4 protein-coding genes are annotated in these 17,858 nt (G+C 53.7%); all 4 read left to right on the top strand.

Annotated elements, in window-relative coordinates:
- Positions 1–446 precede the first annotated feature (446 nt).
- The 4 genes from U0008_RS13345 to U0008_RS13330 all read left to right on the top strand — a co-directional run bounded on the left by U0008_RS13345 (position 447) and on the right by U0008_RS13330 (position 17,807).
- On the top strand, positions 447–12,650 hold the full coding sequence (locus U0008_RS13345; protein WP_043494003.1) for an Ig-like domain-containing protein: 12,204 nt from the start codon (positions 447–449) through the stop codon (positions 12,648–12,650).
- 436 nt (positions 12,651–13,086) lie between these two features.
- Positions 13,087–14,451, top strand: coding sequence for a TolC family outer membrane protein (locus U0008_RS13340; RefSeq protein WP_025798054.1), 1,365 nt, complete (start codon positions 13,087–13,089; stop codon positions 14,449–14,451).
- 30 nt (positions 14,452–14,481) lie between these two features.
- Positions 14,482–16,626: a type I secretion system permease/ATPase gene (locus U0008_RS13335; protein WP_043493999.1), complete on the top strand. Its 2,145-nt coding sequence runs from the start codon at positions 14,482–14,484 to the stop codon at positions 16,624–16,626.
- An 11-nt stretch (positions 16,627–16,637) separates the two neighbouring features.
- A complete protein-coding gene (locus U0008_RS13330; protein WP_040044644.1) occupies positions 16,638–17,807 on the top strand; it encodes a beta-barrel domain-containing protein in 1,170 nt (389 codons plus the stop codon).
- Positions 17,808–17,858 lie beyond the last annotated feature (51 nt).

Raw genomic sequence — 17,858 nt, 5'->3', positions numbered from 1 at the left:
ATATCGCTGTAAAGACCGATAATAAATAATTAGAAATTATGATTAGTGTGGCTAATGATGGATTTTGTGAATGAATAAATTTACTAATCATTAACATTAAGTATTTCCTTTCCCCCTCCGAATGTTTTCTTTTAACTATATGTATTAAATGATAATAATTTTTGTCATAAAAAATTCATCCAATGGCATATCGCTTAATTGTGCCTAATTTGTGAGTTATAGTTAAATTTATGTAAATATCGGATTGCCTTAATATCAATCGTTGTTTATATATTTCTAAGTAAGAATTTTTAATTTAGAAAGTGTCTACACGTTTCGATTCGCTGTTTTTAATTTTTTAACCAGGTCAATGATTTCACAGCACGGCTTCTCAGCCGAGCTGCGGCTAAGTTTGCGCTGCATTTAGGCGCGCTTTATACACGGCAAAGTGATTGAAAGGAGTGGTTATGGCACAGTCAAATTTATCTTCTGGCGCATCTGCGGGTTCAGGAAGCGTTGATATTGTTACTCGTTCCAATGGGAAAGAAATTGCTCAGTATGCTCAAGGAAATCGAGTCATAACGTTAACGGAGTCCAGCGTGGTGAAAATCCACGGTGACACTTCCTTAGTGGCTAGCTATGAGCGGCAGGGCAATGATTTGATTGTCCACATGAAAGATGGATCTACCGTGCGCTATCAGCGCTTTTTCTTTATTGATGAGCACGATGAGCACAGCGAGTTAGTTTTCGATGATGGCAAAACGACACACCATGCCATTTTCCCATTTGCAGACATGGCAGGTTCTTCTACCGCGCAAACAGTGATCCCGACTTATGAGACGCTGGGTGACGGGATCACGACGTTAGTTGGGCATGATGGCATCTCTGCTGGCGTGATTGGCGGAGTTCTCGGGGCATTAGCTATCGGCGGCGGTATTGCACTGGCCGCAGGTGGGGGAGGCGGAGGGCATGGAGACAGCAGCTCAGGAAATGGAAATGGTGGAAATGGCAATGGAAATGGCAATGGCAATGGCAATGGAAATGGCAACGGCGGCAATGGTAATGGCAATGGAGGAACAACCAATCCAACCTTAAAAGTGAATGCCTTTGCGGGCGATAACATTCTTAATCACAACGAAAGTTTAGCCAGCCAGGTGCTCAGCGGCAGCACAACGGCCTCGAATGCGGGGCGCACGGTAACGGTTACCCTGGGTGGCAAAACCTATACCGGACTCGTGGGCAAAGACGGCAGTTGGAGCATCAATATTCCCACCGCGGATTTACAAGCGCTACCGCAGGGTAGCCTAAATATCAGCGCTACCTTGACCGACAGCGCAGGCCACAGCACCACGACGCAACTGGGGATCAACGTTAAAACAGTGCTGCCTGATTTAACCCTCAATGCCTTTGCGGGTGACAATATTCTGAGCAAGCTAGAGAGTTCGCTAACTCAGAGTTTGAGCGGAAAAACCAGCGCGGATAACGCCGGTCAAAAAGTCACGCTGACGCTTAACGGGAAAAGCTATACCGCTGTAGTCGGGGCCGATGGCACGTGGAGCATTGGTGTCACCAGCGGCGATCTACAGCATCTGCCGCAGGGGCAGAATAATCTATTGGTCTCCATTACCGATAAATACGGCAACACCAGCACCAAGACCGAACAGTTTGATGTAAAAACTACCACGCCAGCCATTAGCGTTGCGCAATTTGCCGGTGACGACACCCTGAGCGGTGCGGAGGCAAAAACTGCCCAAGTGCTCAGCGGAAGTACGCTCAACGTTGAAGCAGGTCGTGTGGTCACAATCAAACTCGACAGTGGCAAAACTTATCTCGCTACCGTTCAATCTGATGGTTCTTGGAAAGTTTCTATTCCTTCCAGTGATTTAAGTTCCCTAACGGTAGGCAACCATAGCTTCACCGTCAGCGTGAGCGATTTGGCAAACCAGACTGCGAATAGCACCCACAGCTTTAAAGCCGCGGGCGACAACTCATCCATCGCCATTTCTATTGTTTCTAGCGACGATTATTTAAGCGCCAACGAGGCGCTACAGCCGCTGGCGATTAACGGCACCACCGTGGGCGTGAGCGCTGGAGCACATGTTACGGTGCTGCTCAACGGCAAAACCTATGGCGCAACGGTGGGTATAGCAGGACACTGGACGGTCAGCGTACCGCCAGCCGATCTTGCTCTGCTGGCTGACGGCTCGATTAAGATCACCGCGTCGGTGACGGATTCACAGGGTAATGTGGTTTCTAACCAACACACGCTTAATGTGTTAACGCATGATTTGCCAGCGCCAACCATTGATACACCATTTACCGACGGTATTTTGAACTTGCAGGAGTCTGGCAAGGTTCAGACCCTGAGTGGGACTTCCGGGATTCACGGGGCACAAACCGTCACCATCACCCTTGGCGGCAAAGTTTATAACGCCGTGGTTGATGCTCAAGGGCATTGGCAAGTGTCCGTTCCTGTTAGCGATTTGCACGGCTTCCCACAGGGCTCGCTATCGTATCAAGTGTCTGCCACCGATGTGGCAGGCAACAACGGCAAGATAAACGGTAACTTTAACGTTGATACCCTTGCGCCACAGCTGTCGATTGCCGTTTTCGCCGGTGACGATGTGCTCAATGCCAGCGAACAAAAAACGGCACAAACCGTGTCAGGCACAGCCTCTGCTTCCGAACAAGGAAAATTGGTTGATGTCCAGATTAACGGCAAGCATTACAGTGCCACCGTGGGGGCCGATGGTCGTTGGAGCGTCAGTGTTCCAGTTGCCGATCTCGCTCCGCTGACTAACGGTAATCACACCATTACCGCCACGCTGACCGACAGCGCGGGTAATAGCACCACCAGCAGCCATAACTTCGTGGTGAAAAATCTTCTGCCGACGGTCACGGTTTCCACCTTTGCCGGTGATGGCACGCTGGATAACAGCGAGGCCCAAACCGCTCAAATACTCAAAGGCACTACCACTAACGCTGAAACCGGCAGCACGATTACGGTGACGCTCAACGGGCAAACCTACACCACACATGTGCTATCCAATGGTTCGTGGAGCCTGACGATCCCTTCCGCCGATCTGGAAAAACTCCCCGATGGCATTGCCAACGGTAATGTTAGCGTTACCGACTTAGCGGGGCAAACCGTTAACGGCAAATTCAGTTTCAACGTTGATACCGATACTGCTCACGGCAGTATTGCGATTGCCATTATCGCCGGTGATGACTATCTCAGCGTTGCTGAGAGCAACGGCACTCTCAACATTCACGGCACCACCACTAACGTGAGCGCTGGCAGCTCTGTTACCGTCAAGCTGAACGGCAAAAGCTATCAAGCGACGGTTGACGCTAATGGTAACTGGCAAACGTCGGTGAGCAGCGTTGATTTAAAAGCGCTGAAAGACGGCGTAGCTACCGTGACGGCGACCGTAACAGACAAAGAAGGCAACTCAGTGAGTGCGACGCACGATCTCAATGTGCTCACGCATACCTTGCCGAACCCAACCATCAACGTGCCGTTTGGCGACGGCGTGCTTAACGCCACCGAAGCGCAGAGCGCGCAAACCATCACCGGTAAAACGGGGATCACCGGCGCAGGGCAAACTATCACCCTGACGTTAAATGGGCATAACTATACCGGCAGCGTAGATGCTAATGGCAATTGGTCAGTCGTGGTGCCACAGGCAGATGTGCAGGCGCTGCAAAATGGTAATCAGGTCATCAAAGTGACCGCTGGCGATATTGCTGGTAACCAAGTCGGGGGATCTCTCACCGCATCAGTCGATACCGTTGCGCCGGTGATTACGATTAATAATTTCGCTGGTGATAACCGCCTGAATATTCAGGAAGCCACGCAGGCACAAACGCTTTCGGGTACCGCTGTAGGTGCCGAAGCGGGTCAAAAAGTAACTATTATTCTGAATGGCAAAACGTATACCGCGACGGTAGACGCGAGCGGCAACTGGACCACCTCGATTCCTGCAACCGATTTGAAAGCGCTGAGCAATGGTGATACCACCATTAGCGTGAGCGTGGCAGATAAAGCCGGTAACGGAGCGAGCCTGCAAGAAACTATTTCGGTTGATTCTGATCCAAAATTTGCGCCGCTGCTTAGCGTTAACGTCTTTGCGGGCAATGACGTACTGGATGCTGGTGAACGCCAGAATCCGCAGACGGTCACCGGTAAAGCCCTATACGTAGAAGCTGGACAGGTCGTCACGGTCACCATCGGCGGTAGCAGCTATACCGGCACGGTGAAGGCCGATGGCACTTGGTCGGTGAACATTCCGGCAGGCGCACTAAGCGGCTTGAACAACGGTAGCTACACACTTGACGTTAAAGTGAGCGATCTGAGCGGCAACAGCGCGCAGGCTAGCCATGATTTCACCGTCAACACGACCGCCAGCGCTTTAACCGTATCACCGCTTACCGGTGACAACCTGGTTAACTCAGCTGAAGTCGCTTCAGGGCTGGTGGTTAACGGAACCTCCGTCAATATTCCGGTTGGTGGGAAGATAGAAGTGACCCTCAATGGGGTCACCTATACCACGACGATTAAAACGGGTGGCACGTGGAGCGTTACCGTGCCAGCGGATGCCGCTCAGGCGATTCCTGATGGTACTGCGACGCTGACGGTATCTGGATTAGATAACGCAGGGAATCCGGTTTCCTCTAGCCAGAACTTTGAAATTATTACCCACACGGCTCCGCATCCAACCCTCAATGCGCCGTTTGGCGATGGTTATCTGAATGCCGCAGAAGCGGGCAGTAACCAGCAACTGAGCGGAACCACCGGTGTGGCGGGCGCAGGCCAGCAGGTGACGGTCAACTTTGGCGGCAAAAACTATACCGCGACGGTTGATGCACAGGGCAACTGGACGGTGAATATTCCAAGCGGTGATTTCACCAACCTGAAGGATGGCCCGCAGCCGATTACCGTGACGGCAACCGATGCGGTCGGCAACAGCAATAACATCAGCGGCAGCGCTCAGATCGACAAAACGCTACCGGTGTTGACTATTAATCCAATCACCGGCGACAACGTGATTAACGCTGCGGAAGCGCATAGCCCGATTGTCATTTCAGGCACTGCGCCAGTTAGCGACAGCGGCCAGTCCGTGGTTGTCAAAGTGGTGGTTAACGGCGCGACTTACACCGCCAACGTGAATCCAGACGGGACTTGGAACCTTACGTTACCTGCGGGCGCGCTTAACGGTGTTAGCGATGGCAATATTGTGTTCAACGCGTCACTCACCGATGTTGCAGGCAATACCGGCACCATTAACCAAGTGGTTAAATTGGATGCCTCGGCGGCGAACCAACCAACTATTCACATTGGCACGGTCTCTGGCGATGACTATATCAACGCCTCGGAGATTAACGCTCCGCTGACGATTTCTGGTACCTCAACGAACGTTGAAGCAAACCAAATCGTCACGATTACGTTGAACGGCAAAACCTACACTACCAGCGTGAACGCAGACGGTAGCTGGAGCTACAACATTCCAACCGCTGATGTTAAGCAACTGCCAGACGGCATTGATGGCATTAACGTGTCGGTGAGTGATACCAGCGGAAACCCAGCGACGGATTCCCACAATGTGACCGTTATCGCGCAGCCCGCCGATTTGCCGACGATTCACGTGAACACCGTGGCCGGTGATAACGTGATTAACGCCAAAGAAGCGCAAAGCGACCTGCAAATTACCGGCACCACCACCCATGTGTCCAATGGACAAACGGTTACCGTTACGCTGGGCGGCAAAACCTATATCGGCAGCGTCGATGCCAATGGGCTGTGGAGCGTCACGGTTCCTGCTGCTGACGTGCAAAAACTGGATCAGGGCTCACAAAACATCGTTGCCAACGTGAGCGACGTAGCGAAAAACCCGGCCAGCGATACCCACAATGTGCAGGTAGATACACAGCCTCCATTGCTGAGCATCGATCTCTTCGTTACTGATAACGTGCTGAACTACGCTGAAGCGTTGGTTTCACAAATATTAAGCGGTAAAACAGACGCGGGCCAAACGGTCAGCGTCACCATCAACAACAAAACGGTACAGGTAACCGCTGACGGTAACGGCATCTGGAAACTGACGGTTTCAGCCGGTGATCTTCAGGCGCTGCCGGATGGCACCAACACCATCACGGTAACGGCGACCGATAGCGCAGGCAATACCACGAGTAAAGATCTGTCTCTGAATGTTGGCACTCATCTGCTGCCGACTCTCACGTTAGATACGCCGTTTGTTGATGGTATTCTGAGCATTGTCGAGTCGGCGACGGGTGGGGTGCTAACCGGCACCTCGACGCACTTGCTGCAAGGTACCAAAATCACGGTCAACATCGGCGGCGTGCAGATCATTGGCAGCGTGGGAGCCAATGGCGATTGGTCGATTCCGGTGGCTGGGCACCTTCTGGATGTTTTAGCCGACGGTAAAGCAACCATTACCGTTACCGCGACCGATACCTACGGCAACATCGGCAGCGCAACGGGGCAGTTGGATGTCTTGGCGCACCTAGAACCTACCGCGACGCTAACGCTGCCGCTGTTTGGTGACAACGTGCTGAACAATGCTGAAGCCTTACTGGGGCAAACGCTGACCGGTAATTCAGGCCTGCTGGGTGCGGGACAAACGGTGTACATCACGCTGGATGGCACCAAATATGTAGGGGCTGTAGACGCGAACGGTAATTGGACGGTGCAGCTGCCGTCTAACGTGCTCAGCGCGCTGAGCGATAGCAGCCATACCCTGAGCGTGACGCTCACGGATCGCGCAGGCAATACCGAAACCAGCAGCTCGGCAAACTTTACGGCAAAAATCACGCTGCCGATCCCAACCTTGGATACGCCGTTTGGCGACGGCATTCTGAACTTTGTGGATGCACAAACGGCTACCACCCTGCATGGTTTGTCTGGATTAGCCACCAACGTGGGCGTGAGCGTTATCGTCAACATCAACGGTACGCCGGTCACGGCGACCGTGAATCCTAACGGTAGTTGGACGCTGCCGCTCGATGCCCCAACGCTACAGGGTCTACCAGATGGTATCTGGTCACTGTCGGTGACGGTGAAAGACGCGGCGGGTAACGTGGTGACATCACCAACGCAAACCGCCGAGGTTCTGACTCACGTCTTGCCGTTGCCAACCATTAACCTGCCGTTTGGTAATGGCCTGCTGAGCATTGCCGAAGCCGGAGCGTCGCAAATATTGACGGGGAGCACCGGTATTACCGGCGCAGGGCAGATTGTTAAAGTCACCATCGGAACGCAAACGCTGAACGCTGTGGTGACGACTGATGGGCAGTGGACACTGTCGGTTCTTCCAAACGCTTTAGCCACCGTAACCAATGGTCCAGGGATTATTCACGTTGAGGTGACCGATCATGCAGGCAACGTTGGCTCGGTGAATGGTAGCTTTACCGCCAGCTTGAATTTACCTGTTCCAACTATTAACCCGCTGTTTAGCGATGGATTCTTGAATATCAGCGAGGCGAATGACACGCTGACGCTGACAGGGAAGACGGGCTCTGTCGGCCCGAATCAGGTCGTTAAGTTGAGTATTGATATCGACGGCGTGACCTATACCGGCGTTGTAGACGGCAGCGGCAACTGGACGGTAACGTTGCCACCGAAAGCATTGCTGGGTATCGGCAACGGCGAGCATGAAATTACGCTTACCGCGCAAGATGCCGCAGGTAACTCGGCTACGATAACACCAGCGCCATCCTTTGTTGCTTATCTGACGCCGCCAAGCGTGACGCTGGATACACCGTTTGTCGACGGCGCACTGAGCATTAGTGAAAGTGCAAGTACACAAACGCTGCATGGCTCGCTGACATTGAATAATTCGTCGGTTGCTGGCTCCGTCGTCACCGTCACTATCAACAATCATGATTTTACTGCCACCATAGATCCAAGCGGAAATTCATGGACGCTGAGTTTGTCTCCTGGTCAGTTAACAACGGCCAATCTGGGCAGCGGCCTGCAAGATATCAAGGTCACGGTAACTGACGAAGGATTAAACACCAACAGCTCGACCGGACAGGCGCTAATTGCGCTGACCCAGCCGACGATTACGGTGAATTCCAACTTTATCACCGACGGCGTGATCGATTACGCCGATCTGCATGCCTCGCAGACCATTACCGGCAGCTCTACGGGGCTATCGGTAGGGCAAAATATCACCATCAACATTGGTGGAAAACCATTTACGACTACGGTAAACGGCGACGGCTCATGGAGCTATACGCTGAAAATCACTGATTTGGTGGATATCCCGAATGGTTCACTGGTCGTTACTGCCACCGATGCGGCGGGTAACCCTGCCGCATCTCTGCCAACCACCTACATCGTTGACCCACTGTCAGCGGTGCCGGTGCTGACGATTGACCCTATCAGCGTGGACAACCTGCTAGGAACCAGCGATCTCATTTCAGGCACGGTGATTGTTAGCGGTCATTCTTCGGGGCTAAGCCCGTTGAGCACGCTCCAGGTGACGGTAAGCGGGGCACCGCCTTTCACAATCCCAGTTGTCATTGGCTTAGACGGGTCGTGGCAGGTGAATGTTCCAAGCGGCACATTCACTGAGGGTAGCCACACCGTTACGGCGGCGGTGACCTTGGGAGTACCGCAGCTGACGACAAATTTAGGTATCAACGTCGATCTTACCGCGCCAACGCTGACCGTTAACGCCTTTGCGGGCAATGACATACTGAATGCCTCTGAGGCGGCGGTGCCGCAAACGCTCAGCGGTACCGCGAGCGTGACGGAAATTGGCCAGAACGTACTGATCACGCTCAACAGCAAAAATTACAGCGCCGCCGTAGTGAGCGATGGCGCAGGCGGTGCTAAATGGTCGGTGATTATTCCTGTCTCCGATATGGCTGCGCTGGGGCAAAACGGCTCAACGATTGTGGCGAAGCTGGCAGATAAAGCGGGTAACAGCGTTGAAGTTGACCATCCGATTCTCGTCGATACCACTATCCCGTTAGTCAGCATTAACCCGATCAGCGTTGGCGGCTTGCTTAACTCCGTCAATATTGGTCTGGGCATACTGTTAAACGGATCGGCAGAACCGAACAGCAGCGTCACGATTAAAGTAGGAACGCTAGCGGGCGTCACTGTTCAGACGGACAACTTGGGCCAATGGTCGTTAAACGTTCCTAAAGTAGATTTACAAGGCCTGACCGACGGCCCGCAGGTGATTACCGTCACCAGCACCGACAGCGCGGGCAACGTTAGCGTTCCTGTTAACGTCGGTTTAAACGTGGCACTGAATCAGGGATTCGGCGATACGCTCAATACGCTGATTGGTGGCAACGGTGTGCTGAATCTGGCGGAGTCACTGCTGACGCAAGTGCTGACTGGCACCGTGAGTGGGAATTACACCGGTGCAAAAGTTTCGGCCACTATTCTGGGCCAACTGTTTACCGCCGACGTGGGTAACAACGGTAAATGGAGCATCAATATTGACCCAAGCTTCTGGCTTTCATCTGCGCTCGGGAAAACCTTGGATTTCGATCTGGTGCTCACCGATCCAAACGGCAATATCGTGCATACGCCGGTACATGTGGACTTGGCGCTGACCGATCTGCCGCTGATTCAAAACGTGGTTGCGATAGGTGATGGCTTCCTGAACCAATTGGAAAGCACCGCGAATAATGTGGTCACTGGAACACTCGGCAATATGGTCGCGGGTACCACGGTTGACGTACAGCTGGGGATTGGCACTTTCCATGCGACGGTGAACGCCAACGGCACGTGGAGCGCCACCATTCCGCAAAATGTCTTGGCTGGTTTGCAAGATGGCTCGGTGAAAGTGGTGATTATCGCCACCGATCCGGCGGGCAACGTGGTGACCAGCAACACCAACCTGAGCGTAATTACTCATAACCTGCCAACGTTGGTGCTAGACCCGCTGTTTGGCGACGGCGTGCTGTCATTAACCGAGGCGCTAGCGGGCGGCCTGTCGATTGGCGGTTCTACCAGCGGTATGGTGGGGCAAACGCTACAGGTATTGATTGGTGGATCTCAGGTGGCGACGGCGGTCGTGGGTGCTAACGGCAAGTGGAGCATTGTGGTCACGCCGCAAATCCTCGGCATTCTTGAAGGTGTCGTCGGCGGCAACGTGACGGTTGAGGTGAAAGGCAACGACGTTGCCGGTAACCCAGTTGACCAAACCGTTGGGCTGAAACTTGACCTGACACCACCAATCCTGAGCGGCATTTCCCTGTTCGGCGATGGTTTGCTGAACGCGGTAGACGCGACGACTAACCAACTGATTACCGGTACGGCGACCGGAGCGCCGTTGGGGTCAACGGTCAACGTGCTGATCGGTGGCAAAACCTTTACGGGTGTGACGTTAGCCAATGGCACATTTAGCATTGTGTTAACGCCAGCCAATCTCGCTCAGTTGCCGGATGGCAGCCTCACGGCAACGGTCACCGTGACCACGCCAAGCGGCAATACGTCTTCGACCACGGCTGGCGTGAAGGTGGGGCTGACCAATCTGCCAACTATCACGCTCGATCCGCTGTTGAGCGGTGACGGATTCCTCAATAAAGCAGAATCGCTGGTGGATCAAGTCATCAGCGGCAAAGTAACCAACCTGACTTCCGGTACGGTGAATATCACGGTTAACGGTACGCCGCTAACGGCGACCATCAATCCAAACGGAACGTGGAGCGCCACGCTGAAGGCTGGATTGCTGAGTGGATTAGCCGATGGGCCGCTGAATATCAACGTGAGCGTTACTGACGCGGTGGGCAATACCAGCTCGCTACCGACGATACTGACTACGCTGACGCACAACTTACCGACGATTACGCTGGGTAGCCTGTTTGGCGATGGGGTGCTGAGCGTAGGTGATTTGCTAACGTCACAACTGATTAGCGGTACCACCTCTAATCTGGCAGGCGGTTCTCTCACGCTAACGCTGGGGTCGAAAATCTACACGGTGCCAGTGGGCAGCGGCGGGGCATGGAGTCTGTCCGTTTCTCCGCTTGATCTCAAAGCGTTACTCGACGGAAATCTGACGGTCGGCATAACGGCGAAAGATGCGGCAGGTAACCCTGCGAGTGCCAGCGGCATATTGTCGGTCGTGACGCACGCGTTACCAACGCTGACTATTGGCAGCATTTTTGGCGACGGTGGCCTGAATATCGGCGATTTAGTCAGTGCGCAGGTGATCAGCGGTACCAGTACCAACGCGCAAGGCTCGCAGCTGACCGTGACGTTGGGCGGCAAGTCTTACCTCACTACCGTAGGTAATGACGGCTCATGGAGTATCAGCGTTCCTAAAACCGATTTGTCCCTGCTAGGCGACGGCAATTTGGGCGTCAACGTATCGCTGACTAACCCAATTGGTAACACGACGAGCGCTGGTGGTTCACTCAATGTGATCACCCACTTGCCAACCGTGGGGATATCGAGCGGCATATTTGGTGATGGCATTCTGAATATCGCTGAGTCCGGCGTTTCACAACTGCTTACCGGTACGGTAACGAGCGCGTTGCCGGGTGCCAAAGTGGTGGTGACAGTCGGCACCGTAGATTATCAGGCCACGGTGAATGCGAATGGAACATGGTCGCTCAACTTAACGTCAACTCAGCTGAAATCGTTGACCGATGGTTCGCTACATATCGGTGTCAAAGTCACCGACGTAGTAGGCAATACCAACAGCACCGGCGTTGATGTTGGGATCAAACTAAGTCAACCGCTATTGGGGCTCAACGTAGTGACGCTGCCTTCACTAGGCGATCTGCTGCTTGGCGGCAAACTGTTGGTGATAACCGGTACGTCTAAAAACTTGCAGAACGGCGCCGCGCTTCACGTTTCGCTGCTGAACGATACGCTTGCGGCTGATACCACGGTTGACAGTAACGGCAACTGGTCTGCGTCGCTGGGCTTAACGTTAAACCTGCTGCAACTTCTCTTGCTCAATAAAGTGGTGAACCTTAGCGCACATGACTCTGCGGGCAACGGTGTGATCGTTAACGTCGGTCTGGATGGTCATATTATCGATGTGACGCCAACTTCTGCGCCAGCACCGGCAATGATGATGGCGATGAGCATTGATGATGTTGCGGCCAGCCACTCTGGTTCTCAGGATCACCTGTCGCAAAGCCTGTCGACCAGCAGTCTTGATGATTCGGCAACGGCATCCACTTCTGGCACCTTCACCATCGGCGGCGTCACTATCGATTTGGCCGATGGCACGCATAACAGCGGTGCCTCCGTCACCGGCAGTACGGGGAGCGATAAGGTTCACGTAACCGACGCTGGTTTTACTCACATCGACGGTGGTGCGGGCACCGATACGCTGGTGCTGGACGGCAGCAACCTCAATCTGGATCTCACTTCGCTGGGGCTGAAAGTCGAGCACATCGAGATTTTCGACCTCGGCAAAGCGGGTAACAACGCCATCACCTTGGATCTTAAGGAAGCGCTGAACGTCACGGATAAACCTCAGGATGACTTACTGATCAAAGGCAGCATCGGCGATCGGGTCAATCTGGTGCATGGACAGGGCGATATCTGGGATGTCAGCGGACAACGTGAAGTCAACGGCGTGACCTACGACGTTTACCACAACTCCTCAACCGGCAGCAGTACGTTGGGAGACGTGCTGATTCAACAAGGTCTGCATGTGAACTTGATGTAGGCGTATTCACTTTCCCTCTGCGAAGGGGAGCAATAACCCCCCCCTAACCCTCCCCTTGTCAGGGGAGGGAACCGGTCTGAGGTGTCATGGTATCACGGTGCGCTCTTTCTCATTAATTGGAGGCTGAGCAACTGGAGGGAAGCAAGGTGTGCTCCTCTCTAGCTCAGGGGAGATTTTAGCAATAACCCCACCTTAATCCCCCTTGTCAGGGGAGGGAACCGGTCGGAGGTGTCATGGTATCACGGTGCGCTCTTTCTCATTAATTGGAGGCTGAGCAACTGGAGGGAAGCACGGTGTGCTCCTCCCCCTGTCAAGGGGGAGGCTGGGAGGGGGTCAGTACAGCGGTCAGCCGTAAATGCAAAATTAAACACAGAGCAGGATGAGCTCTAACACATAAAACCGATAAGCCATCATCACGATGTAAAGGTGGGGCACGATGAATAAGCGCATAAAAAAATGGCCGGTAACGGTCTGGATGTGTTGTGGTTTGGGCTGTTTTGCTGTGTTACCGGTGTGGGCGAAAACCACCACAACCAACTATCAGTGGCAATCCGCGCCTTCTGAACAGACACAAGATGAACTTACGATTAAAGAAGCGATCCTGCGAGCATTTGGCCGTCATCCGCAAATTGCTCAGGCGTCGGCTCAGATCCACGTCGGGGAAGCGAATCTTACCGTGGCAAAAAGCGCTTGGTATCCTCAGGTGTCGTTACAAAGCGCGGCGGGGCGTTCGCATCAAACGGACTCCTCCGGTTCGCTCAACAGCAATGCGTCTACGGGGGTAACGCTGAACCAGCTGCTGTATGACTTTGGTAAAACCAGCGGCAGCATTGATGAGCAACACAATCTGGGCGCGGCCTACGATTATCAGCTCTATACGGTGCTTAATAACGTGGGTCAGCAAACGGTTCAGGCGTATTTACAGGTAAAACGCTATCAAGAACTGATGGCGGCGGCAAAGCGCAATTTGGCCTCGCTGGAATCGGTGAAAGAGATGTCAAAACTGCGCGCAGACGCTGGGCTCAGCTCTCAGTCTGACGTTTTACAAGCGGAAACCCGCATCGCGGGCATGAACGCCACCTACGAACAATATCGCGCACAGGAACGCTCCGCTCAGGCCAACCTGACGGTGCTGACCGGCGTGGTATCAGAAAACCTTCCCGACCTCCCCAAAGACCTGCTCGATCAAAAGGTCACCATCAAAGATCTTCCTTATGAACAGAACAGCGCGGTGCGTAGCGCTCAGGCCAAGCAATTAGCCGCTGAGCAGCGCGTGCGACAGGCGGAGGCTCAGCATTGGCCGACAATTTCTGTGCAGGCCGGGCGAACCCGTTATGAAAACAGCGACAGTTCTTACTGGGACGATCGGGTGCAGTTAGTGGTGCAAGCGCCAATCTATCAGGGCGGTGCAACCAGTGCCAAGGTGGATGCGGCAGAGGGCGATCGCCAAGCGGCGCTGGCGGAAGTAGAAGCCAGCAAGCTGGATATTAACCAAAAAGCCTCGGTAGCCTATGCCGATTTGATTGGCGCACAGCAGCGCCAAGAGGCGGGCGAAGAACAGTTTAGCTCGGCGGAAAATACGCGCAGCGTGTATCAGGATGAATACAAGCTCAGCAAACGTAGTCTGAACGATCTGCTCAGCGTTGAGCAAGACGTCTTACAGGCCGATAGCGCGGCGATAGTGGCTCGCTATGACGTTTGGGATGCGGCGGTTCGCTATGCGGGTGCCGTCGATAACTTATTAGATATGCTGAATATTTCTCGGCCAAAGGTCACGGGTGACACCCTGCCGGCATTATAACAAGCGCGTTAAATCCAGAAGAGGTATGTGATGGCAGCAGAGCAACATTCAGGCGCCGATAAATGGATTTTAGCGATGGTGCGCGCCGCAGGGCGCTTTGGACTTCCCTGCGATATTCCGGCGCTGCGTCAGCAGATGCGCTGGTTTGAAAATCTCCCGTTGCAGCGCCGCTTAGAGCGGATAGGCGCATTGCTGGGTTTACAGATTACCATTCGACCGAAAAACAGCGTGAGCTGGCGCAACGAAGTGATGCCGGTGATGGCGCAGCTCGAAGATGGTTCGGTGTTGATCTTGGAAAACCTCGATGCTGAAAAGCACGTTAGCTATTGGCTAAGCGACTGCGGCGATATGGTGCGAGAAGAAGAACTTGAGGTTCTGCTTGGCCGCATTCAGCCAGACGTGGTGCTGCTCGGCATCGCCGCGCGCGGGCATGATTCACGCATCGATGATTTTGTGCAGCCGTATAAACAGCATTGGTTTTGGCATCACTTTAAGCATGCAGGCCGCAAGCTTTCAGAGATCTCCATGGCCTCGGTGCTGGGCAACGTGTTGGCGCTGGCGGGGATCTTGTTTTCCATGCAGGTGTATGACCGCGTGATCCCTGCGCAGTCATATCCCACGCTGTGGGTGCTGTTTGTCGGCGTTTTGTTTGCCGCATTTTTAGAGTATTTCATCCGCCTCTCGCGTACGCATATCTCCGATTTGATGGGCAAGCATATTGACCTAAAAGTGTCGTCGATGTTCTTTGCCCGCGCGCTGGCGATTAAAAACGATGCGCGGCCAAAATCGACCGGCTCTTTTATTTCTCAACTGCGTGAAATCGATCAGGTGCGCGAGCTGCTGACCTCCACCACGGTGGGCGCGGCGATGGACATGCCGTTTGTGCTGCTGTTTTTGGTGATTATGGCGATGGTGGGGGGGCCGCTGGTGGCGATCCCACTGATAGCGATTCCGCTGATTGTTATCCCTGGCATTCTGATCCAGTGGCCGCTGGCGAAACTGGCTAAAGAAGGGATGCGCGAAAGTGCGATTCGTAATGCGGTATTGGTGGAATCGATTGAAGGTGTTGAGGATATCAAAGCGCTACAGGCTGAACCCTATTTTCAGCGTCAATGGGAGCAAACGCATCACGTGAGCGCCGCTATCGGGATGAAGCAGCGTGTCTGGGGCGCGCGCTTGAGCGGCTGGGCATCGACCGTGCAGCAGGTGACCTATGCGGGCATGTTGGTGTTGGGAACCTATCTGGTCTTAGCGGGCGACATTACTACCGGCACCATGGTGGCCTGTAGTCTGCTGTCTTCGCGTACGATTGCGCCTCTAATGCAGCTCACCATGGTGTTTTCGCGCTGGCAACATGCCAAGAGCGCGATGACCGGTTTAAACGATTTGTTGAAGAAACCGCTCGACCGCGATCCCGAGCATAAAATGGCGCACTGTCCGGCGCTGGCGGGTCATTATCAGCTTGATAATGTGCAATATAGTTACGACATCGAAAAAGGTGAACAGGCGCTATATATCCCTGAACTTGAGATTAAGCCGGGCGAACGCGTGGCGCTGATTGGCAAAGTGGGCGCAGGCAAATCGACCTTGCTGAAACTGTTGTCAGGCCAAGCCGAAGCCAGCAAAGGTAAGCTGATTATCGATGGCGTGGATATGGCGCATATCGATCCGGTCGATGTGCGACGCCAAATTGGGCTACTTTCGCAGGATTCACGGCTATTTTTTGGCACCCTGCGGCAAAACCTAATGCTTGGACATCCGCATGCGACGGATCAGGAATTGATTCAAGCGCTGCGGATCAGCGGTGCATTGAGCATGGTACAAAAAGATGCCGCCAGCCTCGATCGTATGATCAACGAAGGCGGGCGTGGTTTGTCCGGTGGGCAGCGGCAAATGGTGATGCTGAGCCGCATGATTGTGCGTAATCCACAGGTCGTTCTGCTGGACGAACCGACCGCCTCGATGGATGAACAGCTCGAAAGCTATGTGATAAGGCAGCTACAGAGCTGGATGGCGGGGCGAACCTTGATCTTGGTGACGCACCGTCCAGCGCTGCTTTCATTGGTTGACCGAATTATTGTGATGGACGGCGGAAAAGTGGTTGCTGATGGTTCGCGAGATGAGATTCTCGGCCAAACGCAGCGTAATAACAACGTGACGTCGGTTGTGGCCTAAGGGGAGTCGGTATGGCAGAGCTCACAATGCAGGAAGACATGGCACGCCAGTCGCGCTTTTACTCCTCGGTGGTGTGGTTAACGTTGGCGGGAATGACGTTCTTTTTTGTTTGGTCTTATTTTGCCACGCTGGATGAAGTGACGGTGGGCACGGGTAAAGTCACCACCTCGATCCGCGCCCAGCTGATTGAGAGCTTAGACGGCGGTATTGTTTCGGCGCTACTGGTGCATGAAGGCGATATTGTCAAAAAAGGGCAGATTTTGGCGCGGCTCGATCCGAAACGCTTTCAGTCTAACTATGGCGAAGCGGCGGCCAGAGCGCGTGCGCTGCGGGCATCGTCGGAGCGATTACGTTCAGAACTGACCGGAGAGCCGCTCAAGTTTAGCGCCAGTACGTTAGCTGAACCGGCGTTGGTCGCACGTGAGCGACAGCTTTATGACTCGCGCCGACGCAACCTCAATGAAACCGTGGCGAATCTACAAGAGTCGTACCGCTTGGTGATCGCCGAGCTAAAAATGACGCAGCCGTTGGTGGCGAAAGGCGCGGCGAGTCAGGTTGAGGTTATCCGTTTGCAGCGACAGGCCAGCGAATTGCAGGGCAAAATTGACGATGCGCGCAACCAATACGCGCTGAGAGCGCGCGAAGAGCAGGTAAAAAATAACGCGGATTTGGACGCTCAGCTTGAAGTGATGGCGGGGAAAGAAGATCAGCTCGACCGCGTTACCATGATTTCACCGGTGCGCGGCATTGTGAAAGATATTCAGGTGATGACCGTTGGCGGCGTGCTGCAACCCGGCGGCAAGCTGATGGAAATCGTGCCGCTGGAAGATCAGCTGTTGATTGAAACGCGTATCAATCCGCGTGATATCGCCTATATTCGCCCAGGTCTTCCGGCAACGGTGAAAATTACCGCCTATGACTCTTCGATTTATGGCAATTTGGATGGCACGGTTGAAATTGTGTCGCCGGATACGTTGCAAGATGAAGTTCGCCGCGATCAATATTATTACCGCGTGTACGTGCGCACCAAGAGCGCGGAGCTCAGAAATAAAGCAGGGCGAAAATTCCCGATCCTGCCCGGCATGGTGGCCAGCGTAGAGATTAAAACCGGCCAGAAAACCGTGCTGGACTATTTGATCAAGCCGTTGAATAAGGTGAAAGAGGCGCTGAGGGAGCGGTGAGGTTGGCAAGATCCCTTGTGTTGCTATGTTGATAGACCCCACCCTAACCCT

Source organism: Hafnia alvei (assembly GCF_034424155.1).
In the GTDB taxonomy this organism is placed as follows: Bacteria; Pseudomonadota; Gammaproteobacteria; order Enterobacterales; family Enterobacteriaceae; genus Hafnia; species Hafnia alvei.
This window is presented reverse-complemented; position numbering and strand designations above follow the sequence as displayed.

Excerpts from the sequence above, each read along its gene's own strand:
- U0008_RS13345 (WP_043494003.1), top strand. The coding sequence starts at position 447 with ATGGCACAGTCAAATTTATCTTCTGGCGCATCTGCGGGTTCAGGAAGC.
- U0008_RS13340 (WP_025798054.1), top strand. The coding sequence starts at position 13,087 with ATGAATAAGCGCATAAAAAAATGGCCGGTAACGGTCTGGATGTGTTGT.
- U0008_RS13335 (WP_043493999.1), top strand. The coding sequence starts at position 14,482 with ATGGCAGCAGAGCAACATTCAGGCGCCGATAAATGGATTTTAGCGATG.
- U0008_RS13330 (WP_040044644.1), top strand. The coding sequence starts at position 16,638 with ATGGCAGAGCTCACAATGCAGGAAGACATGGCACGCCAGTCGCGCTTT.